The 12386-nt window shown below is 68.1% G+C and carries 11 protein-coding genes and 1 tRNA gene; 3 read left to right on the forward strand and 9 right to left on the reverse strand.

The window, feature by feature from the left end:
- Nucleotides 1–16: 16 nt before the first annotated feature.
- From ABD893_RS11875 to ABD893_RS11890, 4 genes are read right to left on the reverse strand one after another with little or no spacing between them, the layout of a single operon-like run.
- Nucleotides 17–769 carry a DUF881 domain-containing protein gene (locus ABD893_RS11875; RefSeq protein ID WP_345080209.1) on the reverse strand — a complete coding sequence of 251 codons (753 nt, stop codon included), beginning with the start codon at nucleotides 767–769 and terminating at the stop codon, nucleotides 17–19.
- Nucleotides 766–1098 (reverse strand): small basic family protein, encoded by a 333-nt coding sequence (locus ABD893_RS11880; protein ID WP_345080212.1) that lies wholly within the window; start codon nucleotides 1096–1098, stop codon nucleotides 766–768. Before ABD893_RS11880 ends, ABD893_RS11875 begins: the two co-directional genes overlap by 4 nt.
- Nucleotides 1095–2039 (reverse strand): DUF881 domain-containing protein, encoded by a 945-nt coding sequence (locus ABD893_RS11885; RefSeq protein ID WP_345080215.1) that lies wholly within the window; start codon nucleotides 2037–2039, stop codon nucleotides 1095–1097. Before ABD893_RS11885 ends, ABD893_RS11880 begins: the two co-directional genes overlap by 4 nt.
- 35 nt (nucleotides 2040–2074) lie before the next feature.
- Nucleotides 2075–2905, reverse strand: a complete 831-nt coding sequence (locus ABD893_RS11890; RefSeq protein ID WP_345080218.1) for a class I SAM-dependent methyltransferase — start codon at nucleotides 2903–2905, stop codon at nucleotides 2075–2077.
- Nucleotides 2906–3086: 181 nt separating this feature from the next.
- On the opposite strand from ABD893_RS11890, the gene ABD893_RS11895 reads away from it, so the two are divergent.
- Nucleotides 3087–3160, forward strand: a tRNA-Pro gene (locus ABD893_RS11895).
- 132 nt (nucleotides 3161–3292) lie between these two features.
- Here the strand turns inward: ABD893_RS11895 and ABD893_RS11900 are convergent.
- From ABD893_RS11900 to ABD893_RS11920, 5 genes are all read right to left on the reverse strand, one after another.
- Nucleotides 3293–4261, reverse strand: coding sequence for a hypothetical protein (locus ABD893_RS11900; RefSeq protein WP_345080220.1), 969 nt, complete (start codon nucleotides 4259–4261; stop codon nucleotides 3293–3295).
- A 163-nt stretch (nucleotides 4262–4424) separates the two neighbouring features.
- Nucleotides 4425–5801: an NAD-dependent succinate-semialdehyde dehydrogenase gene (locus ABD893_RS11905; RefSeq protein ID WP_345080222.1), complete on the reverse strand. Its 1377-nt coding sequence runs from the start codon at nucleotides 5799–5801 to the stop codon at nucleotides 4425–4427.
- Between the two features lie 15 nt (nucleotides 5802–5816).
- Complete coding sequence (gene doeA, locus ABD893_RS11910) at nucleotides 5817–7025, reverse strand: ectoine hydrolase (protein ID WP_345080225.1); 1209 nt, start codon at nucleotides 7023–7025, stop codon at nucleotides 5817–5819.
- Nucleotides 7025–8284 carry an aspartate aminotransferase family protein gene (locus tag ABD893_RS11915; RefSeq protein WP_345080228.1) on the reverse strand — a complete coding sequence of 420 codons (1260 nt, stop codon included), beginning with the start codon at nucleotides 8282–8284 and terminating at the stop codon, nucleotides 7025–7027. The genes doeA and ABD893_RS11915 overlap by 1 nt, the downstream gene beginning before the upstream one ends.
- Nucleotides 8285–8498: 214 nt before the next feature.
- Nucleotides 8499–9104: a MarR family winged helix-turn-helix transcriptional regulator gene (locus ABD893_RS11920; protein WP_345080231.1), complete on the reverse strand. Its 606-nt coding sequence runs from the start codon at nucleotides 9102–9104 to the stop codon at nucleotides 8499–8501.
- 102 nt (nucleotides 9105–9206) lie between these two features.
- Between ABD893_RS11920 and ABD893_RS11925 the strand changes: the two genes are divergently transcribed.
- Both ABD893_RS11925 and ABD893_RS11930 read left to right on the forward strand, forming a co-directional pair.
- Nucleotides 9207–11411 carry an MMPL family transporter gene (locus tag ABD893_RS11925; RefSeq protein WP_345080234.1) on the forward strand — a complete coding sequence of 735 codons (2205 nt, stop codon included), beginning with the start codon at nucleotides 9207–9209 and terminating at the stop codon, nucleotides 11409–11411.
- Nucleotides 11412–11473: 62 nt separating this feature from the next.
- Nucleotides 11474–12370, forward strand: a complete 897-nt coding sequence (locus ABD893_RS11930; RefSeq protein ID WP_345080237.1) for a formyltetrahydrofolate deformylase — start codon at nucleotides 11474–11476, stop codon at nucleotides 12368–12370.
- The last annotated feature ends 16 nt before the right edge of the window (nucleotides 12371–12386 follow it).

The following is a 12386-nucleotide window of genomic DNA, read 5'->3' on the forward strand; positions in this document are numbered from 1 at the left end:
CGTCAAGAATTGACGATCATTTGACCACCTGCGTGTGTTCGGGGTCCTTCAGTGCGACGGTGGCCTCCACCCGGACGGCGTCATCGGCGGCCGCCGCGAGCGTGCCGCCGTCTCCGGCGACCGAATCCGCGGCCCCGCCCGGGATGCGCAGCGCCGGCTCCATCACGGAGGGATCTCCAATGGCTCGGATCTCATAGGGTGCCTCGATCCTCGTTCCATCCACCTGGAGGGCTCCCGTCGGGGTCGTGGTGATGGAGCTCGAGGCGATCACCCTCACCTCCTCGATCTGGATCACCTCCGCGCCGGCATTGCGCAGCTCCTGGATCACCCCCAGGAGTGTGGATGCGCGCAGCTCGCCGTTCGGGTCGGCGATCGAGACCACCACTCCCCGCCCCTGGGCCGGTGCGGTCCCGGCGAGGATCTCCAGGTCCTCGAGGCGCTCCTCGGCCGCGTTCTGCGCGGCGACGTCGTCCTCCTGACCGGAGCGCAGGGCCTCGAGGGTGCGATCGAGCTCCGCGTTCTCGACCTCGAGATCCGCGGCGTGCCGCCCCGACTCGTCCAGCAACCGCACCAGTTCCTGCTGGCTCGCGCCCTCGAGGGAGTCATCGCCCTGGCGCACCTGAGCAGCGATCGATAGCCCCAGCAGCAGGCACAGCAGCCCCACGATGAGCTGGGACAGATTCGCCTGCGGGCGGAGGGTGTCGCGCAGGCGTCGCCAGACCAGTTTCTGCTGCGCCGGGGAATCGGGCGTGCGGGTGCCGTCGCTCATGATCGGAACAGCAGGCGCCTGATCGCTGCCGCGTTCGAGAAGATGCGGATCCCGAGCACCACGATCACAGCGGTGGAGAGCTGCGAGCCGACTCCGAGCTGATCTCCGAGGAAGACGAGGAACGAGGCGATCAGCACGTTGAACAGGAACGAGGTGATGAAGACATGGGAGTCGAAGGCGCCATCGAGGCTCGCCCGCAGGCCGCCGGCGAGGGTGTCCAGTGCCGCCACCACGGCGATCGGGAGATACGGCTGGAGCACAGCGGGGACGTCGGGTTGGACGACGATGCCGAGCACGATGCCCAGCACCAGTCCGAGAATGGCGATCATGGGGTCTCCTCCTCGACGCCGTTGCCGGCGGTCGAATGCTGGGTCGAGCTGGGGGTCGGCGGAGTGTCCGGGGCCTCGTGCGTCTCATCATCGAGCACCGAGGCTTCCCGGAGGGTGCCCACTGCGCGCGCAGGCACGGTGAGCTCGTCCCCATCCTCCCAGGACATGCGAATGCCGTATCGGGTCGAGATATCGGTGAGGTAGTCCCCGGTCTCTTCTTCGAGCACGCCGGTGCGCAGCTGCTCTGTGTCTCCGAGCGCGGTGATCCTGTACGGCGGGGACAGGGGACGGAAGTCGACCAGGACGGCGGAGCCCGCAGTCCGGATCGCGGTGGTGGCGGTGAGTCGCTGGCCGTTGAGGGAGATGGCCTCCGCCCCCGCAGCCCACAGCCCGTTCACGGCGATCTGCAGGTCCCCGTCGGTCACCCGGTTCACCGTGCCGGCGCCGCCACCTGGGCTCGACGGCAGCGGAGCGGAGTCCTGGAGCTCCAGGACGGTTCCGGATCCGCTGAGCGACACCCCTCCCCCGGCCTGCTCGTAGGCGGCCAGCCGTGCCGAAGCGCCGGCGTCGGAGCCATCGAGGATGACGCCCTGGGCATCTGCGATCTGTCCCTCGAGCTCGGACTGGTGCCGCTCCAGCTGTTCGGCCTCGGCGCGTGTCTCGAGCACCTCCTGCTCGAGCAGTGCGCGGGGGTTGCCCTCTGCACTGGACTCGTGCCGCAGATCGAGCACCGAGACGGCGACCACGAAGCCCAGCGCCAACGCCAGCAGCAGGGTCACTCCACGCATGAGCCGGTTGTCGGGAGGGGCGGCCTCGGCGGCCGGATGCTCGTCCTTCCGCAGGGTGTCCACGCTGTACGGGTCCGCGGTGAGCGCGCGCAGCAGCGAGGTCGGCGAGTACGGGGTCTCGCCGTGCGGGGTCTCGTGCTCGCGTTCGCGCATGTCAGCAGTCTAGGAGCGGCGACCGGGCGGAGTCGTCAGACCCGCGGAACGTCCAGCTGCTCGCCCAGCAGGGTCGAGAAGTCTGTGCGGCCGGAATCCAGGGTCTCGGGTGCACTCGCCTGGACCAGGTGCCTGCTCACGGTGGCGAGGAAGGGACCCTGTTGCACCTGTGCGTGGAGGTGTTCGAGGGCATCTCGGTGCCGATCGGCGTCCAGGTCCTCCGGCGCATCCCAGAGGAATCGGCGCAGAGAGCGCAGGAGCGTCGGCACGTCGTCGAACTCGTAGCTGCCGTGGAAGGTGTCGGAGCGGTCTATGCGCAGGCCCGCTCTGGAGAGGGCATGCATCGTGCTCTCGAGCGTCGCCTCGGACTGGGCATCGTCCATGCTGAACAGCTCACGGATCTCCTGACCGTCATCGACGCCCACCTGCTCGGTGAGGAAGGTGCCGCCGGGTCGGAGCACCCGGGCGATGTCTGCTGCGGCGAAGGACTCGTGGCGGCTCAGCACCAGGTCGAAGCTGGCGTCGGCGAAGGGCAGGCGCGATCCCGCCACGGCCGAGTCATGCTCATGGACGTCGATGCCCAGCGGCGCGAGGCGTTTCCGCGCCACCGGCAGATGGGGTGCCCAGCCCTCGGTGGCAGAGGTGTGCTCCGGAAGCACGTCCACGAGGGCAGCCAGCGCCTCTCCCCTGCCGGTGCCCAGAACCAGCACGCGATCCGCCATCGGGGCGAGGTTCTCCACCAGGGTGCGCCACCGCCACGGCGGCTCCTCCTCGCGATAGCCGGTGAGGGCAGAGAAGTCTTCTTCCGTCGGCTGCTGCGCGAGGGCCTCTCGCCAGCGCTGCAGCTCCTGCTCGTCGGTCGTCATCGATCCTCCTGCGCGTCGGGCCGGGCGGATGGCGTTCACTGCGCCCACTATCGCATCCGGCTCCTCCTGGGCGGCTGCGGCACAGGTGCCGCAGGTCACGCACCTCTCGATTGGCTCCTGGGGTCCTGCTAGGGGTACTGTGTTCCTCGGTCCTCCGGTGACGGAAGATCATGCAAGATCTCGGGCTGTGGCGCAGCTTGGTAGCGCACTTGACTGGGGGTCAAGGGGTCGCAGGTTCAAATCCTGTCAGCCCGACCGAGAGCAGGACGGCCAGGAATCTCTGGTGGCCTGCACAGTAGGACCGAGATGCCCTCTCCCGACACACGTCGGGAGGGGGCATTTTGCTGTGCCGGCGCAAGGATGCCGAGGCGCCAGCAGGTCCGGGCGTCAGCTCGACTGGGTGTAGGTGATGGTTCCGTCCTCGGCTCTGGTCACGGCGCCCTCGTACACGGCAGGCAGAGAGAAGACCTCCTCGCCGACAGTGACGGAGAAGGCCAGCGTGTAGTGCACGGTGCCCTCGGCGATGGTGTACCCGCGGGGATCCGGCTCCTGGAACCACTCGGCCGTGGACGGTTCGACGAGCGAGCCGCCGTACTCCCGCAGCGCGGGCGGGCAGGATGGACCCGTCAGCTCCTCCTCGGTGCACGCGGTGGTGAGCCGGGTGATCTCCTCCTCCACAGCAGTCGTCACCGAGGCCTCGGGATAGGCATTCACCGAGATATACGAGGTGGTCACGCCGACGTTCTCCGGGACCTCGGAGTCGGCCGGCGTCTCCTCGACTGGATAGGCGAGCGTGAAGTCGCTGGTCCCGTCCCCCTCCAGCCACGTGACGCCGGTGGGGTCCGTATAGGAGATGTCATAGAGTCCCGGCAGCAGCATCAGGTCGTATCCCTCCTGGCTCATCGAGTACTCGAGGGTGTCGTTGACTGTGATCCTTCCGGGCGAGGAGAGGAAGATCAGCCCATAGCGCCCGGCACCGCTCCAGGAGACCGTGCGTTCACCGTCCGTGGTGGTCACGGTGAAGGTTGCCGTCACCGGACTGTCCGGATCATCGAGCACATACTCGACCGTGGCCGTGACGGCGTAGCTGTCGTCGCCCGTGGCGTCGATGATCCGGGCATCGGTGGGTCGTGCGGCGGATGCCATGTAGAAGTCGTCGTCGACGAACTCGGCGGGGAAGTCGATGCTCGTGAGCGCTGCCGCCTCGGCAGGCTGGCCCGACTCGAGATGGTCGAAGAACTCCTCCAGCACCGTGACGCCCTGCTCGGTGGGCCCGTCGCTGCTGATCTCCGTGGACGGGGAGCAGCCGGCCAGCACGACGCCACCGAGAACAGTCAGGGCGAGCAGCGAGGCCACGCGAGTCGGTCCAGTGCTGATGTGTCCTCGTCGCGTGTGTCCCTGATGCATGTGTCCCCGTTGGCCGTCGTCATGCGCCGGAGTGCTGCCCAGACGCCATTCCGAGTCTATCCGCGCCGTCGAGCCGTCGCTTCGAGCAGGGCGAGTGGTTCCGGGTCCGGGATCAGCCCTTCACCGGCCCTATCCAGATCTGCTGCGCGTTGGTGAACTCGCGGATGCCGTGCGGGCCCAGCTCGCGGCCGTAGCCCGAGCGCTTGATCCCGCCGGAGGGCAGCCGCGGATCCGACTTCACGATCCCGTTGACCGAGACCTGCCCCGCCTCGATACGACGGGCCATAGCGACCCCGCGCTCGGTCTCGGTCCAGATCGCGGCACCGAGGCCGTAGGGGGTGTCGTTCGCGAGGGCCAGGGCGTGTTCCGCATCTTCCGCTGCCATCACCACGGCGAGCGGTCCGAAGGTCTCCTCGGTGCAGGCCGTCATCCCCGGCTCGACCCCGGTCAGCAGTGTGACGGGATAGAAGAAGCCCTGCCCCTCCGGCATCTCTCCGCCGAGGACCAGTGCGGCGCCGGCCTCCACGCTCGTGGTGACCTGCCGGTGCAGGTTCTCCCGCAGCTCCTTCCGGGCGATCGGCCCCACTTTGGTCTCTTCGTCACGGGGGTCGCCGACCACCAGGTCCCGCAGCTGGGCGGTCAGCAGCTCGACGAACTCGTCGTGCACCGAGCGCTCCACGATCACCCGCTTCGCGGCGATGCAGGATTGGCCGGCGTTGATGATCCGTGAGAGCGCCGAGACCTCCGCGGCCTTCGCGAGGTCCGCGTCGGCCAGCACGATGCAGGGATCAGAGCCGCCGAGCTCGAGCACGGCGGGCTTGATCTCGCTCGCGGCGATCGAGGCGACCTTTGCCCCGGCCCGGTCCGAGCCGGTGAAGGAGACCGCCTGGACGCGAGGATCGCGGATCGCCTGCTCGACATCCTCGGTGGCGGCCAGCAGGGTCTGGAAGACCCCGTCGGGGGCGCCGGCGGCCCGGAACACCTCTTCGAGCGCGGCGGCGCAGCCCGGCACATGGGGGTCGTGCTTCATGATGGCGGTGTTCCCGGCCATCAGCGCCGGGGCGCAGAAGCGGAAGGCGACCCAGAACGGGGCATTCCACGGCAGGATCCCGAGCACCGGGCCGAGCGGCAGGTACTGCACATAGGACGAGGTCGCATCGGACTCCAGATGCTCCTCGGCCAGGTACTCGGGCCCGAACTCGGCGTAATGCTCGGCGGCCCACGCCGACTTCGCGACCTCGCCGCGGGCCTCCCCGATCGGCTTGCCCATCTCCTCGGTCATCAGCGGGGCGAGCTCCTCGGTGTGCTCGCGCAGATAGGTCGCGACGTTGCGCAGCACCTCTGCACGCTCGGCGAGGGTGGTGTCCTTCCACGAGGTGTAAGCAGCCTGGGCGCGATCGATGATCGCGGTGATCTCCGCCGGGGTCGCGGCAGGCATCTCTCGTACGACGCGTCCGGTGGTGGGATCGATGGCGGTCAGCATGGTCATAGGGTGCTGCTCCTCTCAGAAGCGCGGCGTGAGAACAGCGCCGGTGGGGAACGACCGGGCGGAGCTCTCATGGACGGTGAAGTCCTCGGGCAGGGTGAAGAACGACTCGCAGCCGTCCTTCGTGATGTGGACGGTGTCCGAGATGCCGACGGTCTTGTTCCCGTCCACGCCCCACATCCACGGCAGCAGGTGGAAGGTCATGCCCTCCTCGAGCTGTCGCTCATCACCCTCCAGCAGGGAGACGATGTATCCCTCGTCCCAGGAGGGTGGGAAGGCGATCCCGATCGAGTAGCCGGCGCGCGTGACCAGCTGAGCGCCCACATCGTTGCTCTCGATGCGGGTACGGGTCAGCTCGGCGATCTCCGAGACGGTGACTCCGGGTTTCATCAGGGCTCGCAGCTCCGCGAGCGTCTGCTTCATCAGCTCCTGTGCGGAGTGCATCGAGTCCGAGAGGGCCCCGTTGACCGCGGTGCGCATCATCGCCGTGTGGTAGCGGCGATAGCACCCGCCGACCTCGAGGAAGACATGCTCCCCGGGGCGGATCATGCGTCCCTCCCAGGTGGAATGGCCGATCATCGAGCGCGGGCCGGAAGCGACGTAGGGGGCGACCGCCGGGAACTCCCCGCCGGCCCGGAACATCGCCGAGGTGATCGCGGCGGCCACATCATTCTCGGTGGCACCGGCCATCGCCGCACCGAGTCCGGCGGCCATCCCCGCCTCCCCGGCATAGGCGGCTAGCTGCATCACCTCGATCTCCGCCGGAGACTTGCGGATCCGCCCCTCCTCCACGATCCCGAAGCAGTCCACCAGCCCCTCTCCGAAGGCGTCGTGGAAGCGGTCCTGCTGATAGGCGGGGAAGTAGTAGCTGTTGCGCTCGTAACCCACGGTGGACTCGCCGAGCCGCAGATCCCGCAGGGTGCTGACCAGCTCGAGGATCGCGTCGCCGTCATCGGGGTAGGGGCGGGAGTGCTCCACCCAGGTCCGGGCGATCACGTTGGACTCCTCGAGCGCACGGGTGATCATCACCGGATCGGCGCTCAGCGGCACGATCAGGGCCTGGAAGTAGGAATACCCGGTGGTCTGATAGTCGGTGAGGTACATCAGGTTCTCGGGGTCGGTGATGATCACCGCGTCCAGCTCCCGCTCTGCCATCCGCCCTCTCAGCGCTCCGAGCCGTCGTACGTACTCCTCGGGGGCGAAGGTCATATCTGACCGGCGGATCATCAGCGCGCCTTCGCCGCGGCGTCGATGGCCTGCTCAAGGAGGTCCAGACCCTCCGCGAGGTCAGACTCGGGGATGGTCAGCGGCGGGATCAGCTTGATCACCCGTCCCCCGCTGCCGCACGGGCCGATCAGCAGCCCGCGCTCGAAGCACTCCGTCTGGACCTGCTTGGCGAAGGCTCCGTCTCCGGTATCCAGGGCCTGCATCATGCCCTTGCCGCGCACCTCCCATTCCTGGTCGGGGTGGGCGGCGGCGATCGCCTCGAGCTTCTGGCGCATCTGCTCGCCCTTGGCGAGCACATCGGCCAGGAACGTCTCGTCTGTGAAGTAGTCCAGTGCCACCGTCCCGGCGACGAAGGAGAGCCCCTGGCCGCGGAAGGTGCCGGTGTGGGCTCCGGGTGACCAGTTGTCGTCGACCGCAGGCTTGTTGAGGTTCATCGCGATCGGGGTGCCGAAGCCGCCGAGCCCCTTGGCGAGGGTGATGATGTCCGGGTCCAGGTCCATCCCGTCGAAGGAGAAGTAGCCTCCGGTGCGGCCCACCCCGGCCTGGATGTCGTCGATGATGAACAGCGCCCCGACCTCGCGGGCGAGGTCCTGGATCTCGTGCAGCCATTCTCTGCTGGCCAGGTTCACGCCGCCCTCGGCCTGGACCGGCTCGATGAGGAAGGCTGCGGGAGGTGTGACCCCGCTCGAGGGGTCGCGCAGGGCGGCGGCGTAATCGGAGACGCCGGTACGACCACCGGGCGCGGTCTCGAAGGGCAGTCGCACGACGTCGGTGAGCGGAACGCCGGCCCACTGCCGGAAGGCTTCATTGGCGGTCGCGGCGAGCGAGCCGAGCGTCATGCCGTGGAAGCCGTGGCTGAAGGCGACGATCTCCCGTCGACCGGTGGTGAGGCGGGCCAGCTTGAGCGCTGCCTCCACCGCATTGGACCCCGTGGGTCCCATGAACTGCATGCGGTGGTCCATCCCCCGCGGGGCGAGGACCACCTCGTGGAACCGGGCGATGAAGTCACGCTTGGTGGTCGTGTAGGTATCCAGGCTGTGGGCCACTCCGTCGGCCTGGAGGAACGCGATCATCGCCTCCTTCATCTTCGGGTTGTTGTGCCCGAAGTTCAGGACCCCGGCCCCGGCGAAGAAGTCGATATAGCTGGTGCCGTCCTCGTCGACCTGGCGGGCGTTGGAAGCGGAGGCGAACACCGTCGGATATGCGCGGCAGTACCCGCGGATCTCGGACTCGTGCTGCTCGAAGATGGTGGTGTCCATGAGGGACCTCCCGTCGCGGTGCAGGGTGACATCGCTGTTCACGCCCGGCCGCATAGCGAAGATCACCCCGTCTGGCAAGTGGGTGCCGGTGTGCTGACCCTCACCCGGGGGCGCTCACCCCGTCAAGCCACCGGTCCCGGGGGTGCACTCCCGACTCTCCCCGCGCAGGTCACTGACCCGACCGGTCGGTAGGTCGTTGCGTCATCATCCAACCTCAGTGCTGGTCGTCGTCAGTTTCCGTGTCGGACCAGTCCGCGTTCCCCAGCGAGATCTCGCGTGCCATGTCGTCCAGGAATCCGCTCACGATCTCGCGCTCGGCGCTGGTCAGACGCCGCGCAGCGTGGACCCTGCGCGCCTGCATGGAACCCACGGTGCGGATCGCGGTAGCTCTCGTCGCGGGATCGATGCCGATCACCAGTGCCCGCCGATCCGAGGGGTGGGGGGTGCGACGGATATGCCCCGCACGCTCGAGACGGTCCAGCAGCTTCGTGGTCGAGGCGCTAGAGATCTGGAGCTCCTGGGAGATGGCGCCGGGGGTCACGACGACGCCGGTGTTCTCGCAGACGATCAGGAAGTGGAGTGCCCGCATGTCCGTCTCGCCCAGCTGCATATAGCGCAGCGACGCTTCCGAGAGCTCCCGCTCCGCGACCCGCAGGCGCGAGAGCGCTGCCATCAGCGCGTCGATCTGAGAGATATCTGCACTGGTCAGGCCGGTGCGATCGATCAGCTCCTGGTGCGGATCGCTCCCCTCGAGGGAGAACAGCGAAGTGGGCGGGGTGGGCTCCGGCGATGGGCCCTTGTCGAGGGAAGGCGATGTCATGACACTCATCCTAAGAGGAGCGACTTACCGCTCATGTATCTAGCCAAGCTAGCAATTTGTGCAACACTGACCTCAGCTCACCACGACCACCGAAAGAACACCATGTCCGCTCCGGTCAACTCCCCCCGCTCCTCACCCCCTTCCCGCCGCCGCACCGGTGCCGGGATCCCACGCGCGCTGCGCATACTGCTGCCTGCACTGCTGATCCTGGGATGGCTGGTCGCCGCCGGAATCGGCGGACCGTATTTCGGGCGCGTCGACGAGGTCTCCTCCAACGACCGCACCGCCTATCTGCCCGAGACCGCTGATGCCACGCAGGTCTCCCTCGTCTCCTCCGACTTCCTCGGTGCGGACTCGCTGCCCGCGATCGTGGTCATCACCTCCGATGCCGAGATCGACGATCAGATGTCAGCCGAGCTCGAGAAGGCCGGCTCCGACCTGGCCCAGATGGAGGGGATCACCGGCGAGATCTCACCGGTGATCGTCGCGGAGGACGGCCTCGCCGCCCAAATCTTCGTGCCCCTCGACCCGGACGCGGATATCGCCGAGCTGACCTCTGAGATCGAGACGACGCTGGCCGCTGATCTACCCGAAGGCCTCACCCCGTATGTGACCGGCCCCGCGGGATTCAGCGCCGATCTCGGTGCCGCCTTCGCGGGCATCGATGGGCTGCTGCTGGCCGTGGCGCTCGCGGCAGTGTTCGTCATCCTCATCGTCGTCTATCGTTCGGTGATCCTGCCCGTGGTCGTCCTCGCCACGAGCATCTTCGCACTGTGCGCTGCTCTGCTGACGATCTGGTACCTCGCTGCCGCAGACATCCTGCTGCTGTCCGGACAGACCCAGGGCATCCTGTTCATCCTCGTGATCGGCGCCGCCACCGACTACTCCCTGCTGTACGTGGCGCGCTATCGCGACGAGCTGCGCCACACCCGCCTTCGCGGGGCAGCGACGATCAAGGCTCTGCGGGGCACCATCGAACCGGTGCTGGCCTCAGGCGGCACCGTCATCGCCGGCCTTCTCTGCCTGCTGCTGTCGGATCTGAAGTCGAACAGCACGCTCGGCCCGGTGGCGGCCATCGGAATCCTCTTCGCCATGGCCGCAGCGCTGACCTTCCTCCCCGCGGCGCTGTACGCCATGGGCCGGGCGGCGTTCTGGCCGCGCCGGCCCCGATTCGAGCCCGACGCTCCCGATGCCGGGGCTGACCCGGCCGCCCACGGGATCTGGGGCCGGATCGCGCTCGCCGTCCGACGCCGCCCCCGGCCCCTCTGGGTCATCACCGCCCTGGTCCTCGCCGTCGGATGCCTCGGTGTCACCCAGCTGCACGCCGACGGGGTCCCGCAATCCGACCTGGTGCTGACAGAATCCTCCGCTCGCGAGGGACAGATCGCGCTGGGAGAGCACTTCCCCGGCGGATCAGGGACTCCCGCCCAGATCCTCGTCGACCGCTCCGCCCTCCAGGACGTCACCGACATCCTGCTGGCAGCCGGCGGGATCGACTCGGTGACGGTCACCGCCGAGGACTCCCCCAGCGGCTCTGCTCCCGTCACCGAAGCAGGCATCCAGCCCCTGGGGCCGCCCGGCACGCCGTCCCTGGAACCCACCGTCATCGATGGAGACATCCTGCTCCAGGCGACCCTCGCCGACGCACCCGACTCCGCCGCAGCCGAGGAGACGGTGCGGGAGCTGCGCGCCGAGTTCGCCGCTCAGGACGTCACAGCGCTGGTCGGAGGGCCCACCGCCATCGCGATCGACACCAATGACGCGTCGGCTCATGACCGGGCGCTGATCATCCCGATCGTGCTCGTCGTGATCCTGCTGATCCTGATGCTCCTGCTCCGCTCGATCCTCGCCCCGATCCTCCTGGTCGCCACCACGGTGCTGTCCTTCGGCACGGCGATGGGCGTGGCGGCCCTGGTGTTCAACCACCTGTTCGACTTCCCCGGCGCCGATCCGGCGGTCCCGCTGTACGGATTCGTCTTCCTGGTCGCTCTGGGCATCGACTACAACATCTTCTTGATGACCCGGGTCCGGGAGGAGTCCCTGCAGCACGGGACCCGGGACGGCGTGGTGCGTGGCCTTGCCGTGACCGGCGGGGTCATCACCTCGGCCGGCATGGTGCTCGCGGCGACGTTCGCGGCGCTCGGCGTGATCCCGATCCTGTTCCTCGCCCAGCTGGCGTTCATCGTGGCCTTCGGGGTGCTGCTGGACACCTTCGTGGTGCGCACCCTGCTGGTCCCGGCCCTCGCCCTCGATCTGGGCAAGGTCATCTGGTGGCCTTCGAAGCTGTGGAGGTCCGGTCGGGCGTGATGAAGCCCGCAGGATCTGAGGCCCGGTGCCTCAGAACCTGCCCGGCTTCCTAGACTGGCCGCATGAGCAGTGCGATCACTTCCACCCAGACCACGCCTGAGTCCGCTACGGCACCGAACGAGTTCGTCCTCACCGTGGTGTGCGCGGACGCTCCCGGCATCGTGCATGCGGTGACCGGTGCGATCGTGGAGATCGGTGGGAACATCACCGAGAGCCGCCAGTTCGAGAGCGGCACCACCCACCGGTTCTATCTGCGGCTCCAGGTGGTGACCGACGCGTCGCTCGAGCAGCTCGAGGCCGCGCTGGCCCCGGCGGTCGAGCGGTTCGGGCTCGAGCACCGCGTCGACGTGGTGGGGCGTCCCCTGCGCACGCTGGTCCTCGGTTCGACCGCGAAGCACTGCGTGAACGATCTGCTGTTCCAGGTCGACTCAGGGAGCCTGCCGATCGAGATCTCGCTGATCCTCGCGAACCATCCCACCCTCGAGGGGCTGGCGGGCTTCTACGGGGTGCCCTTCGAACACCTGCCCACGAAGGGCGACGGCGCGAAGGCGGCGTTCGAGGACAGAGTGCGCGCGGCGATCGATGAGCACGACATCGAACTGGTGGTGCTGGCCCGCTACATGCAGATCCTCTCCCCCGAGCTGTGCGCTGAACTCGCCGGTCGCTGCATCAACATCCACCACTCGTTCCTGCCCGGCTTCAAGGGCGCGAACCCCTACCGCCAGGCCTACGCGCGAGGGGTGAAGCAGATCGGCGCGACCGCACACTTCGTCACCAGCGACCTCGATGAGGGACCGATCATCGAGCAGGACGTGATCCGGGTCGATCACACCCGCTCCCCGCAGGAACTGATGTCCATCGGGCAGGACGCCGAGGTGAGGACCCTCCGTCAGGCCGTCACCTGGTTCGCGCAGTCGCGGGTGCTGCTGGATGGGCCTCGCACGGTCATCTTCCGCTGAGTTCGGGCTCGGACGA

The sequence above is a fragment of the Brachybacterium paraconglomeratum genome (assembly GCF_039541415.1).
Classification (GTDB): Bacteria; Actinomycetota; Actinomycetes; order Actinomycetales; family Dermabacteraceae; genus Brachybacterium; species Brachybacterium paraconglomeratum_A.

Bases quoted from the DNA above. Each gene is read 5' to 3' on its own strand.
- ABD893_RS11925 (WP_345080234.1), top strand. From the start codon at position 9,207: ATGTCCGCTCCGGTCAACTCCCCCCGCTCCTCACCCCCTTCCCGCCGC.
- ABD893_RS11885 (WP_345080215.1), bottom strand. From the start codon at position 2,039: ATGCGCGAACGCGAGCACGAGACCCCGCACGGCGAGACCCCGTACTCG.
- ABD893_RS11905 (WP_345080222.1), bottom strand. From the start codon at position 5,801: ATGACCATGCTGACCGCCATCGATCCCACCACCGGACGCGTCGTACGA.
- ABD893_RS11920 (WP_345080231.1), bottom strand. From the start codon at position 9,104: ATGACATCGCCTTCCCTCGACAAGGGCCCATCGCCGGAGCCCACCCCG.
- doeA (WP_345080225.1), bottom strand. From the start codon at position 7,025: ATGATCCGCCGGTCAGATATGACCTTCGCCCCCGAGGAGTACGTACGA.
- ABD893_RS11930 (WP_345080237.1), top strand. From the start codon at position 11,474: ATGAGCAGTGCGATCACTTCCACCCAGACCACGCCTGAGTCCGCTACG.
- ABD893_RS11880 (WP_345080212.1), bottom strand. From the start codon at position 1,098: ATGATCGCCATTCTCGGACTGGTGCTGGGCATCGTGCTCGGCATCGTC.
- ABD893_RS11875 (WP_345080209.1), bottom strand. From the start codon at position 769: ATGAGCGACGGCACCCGCACGCCCGATTCCCCGGCGCAGCAGAAACTG.
- ABD893_RS11890 (WP_345080218.1), bottom strand. From the start codon at position 2,905: ATGACGACCGACGAGCAGGAGCTGCAGCGCTGGCGAGAGGCCCTCGCG.
- ABD893_RS11915 (WP_345080228.1), bottom strand. From the start codon at position 8,284: ATGGACACCACCATCTTCGAGCAGCACGAGTCCGAGATCCGCGGGTAC.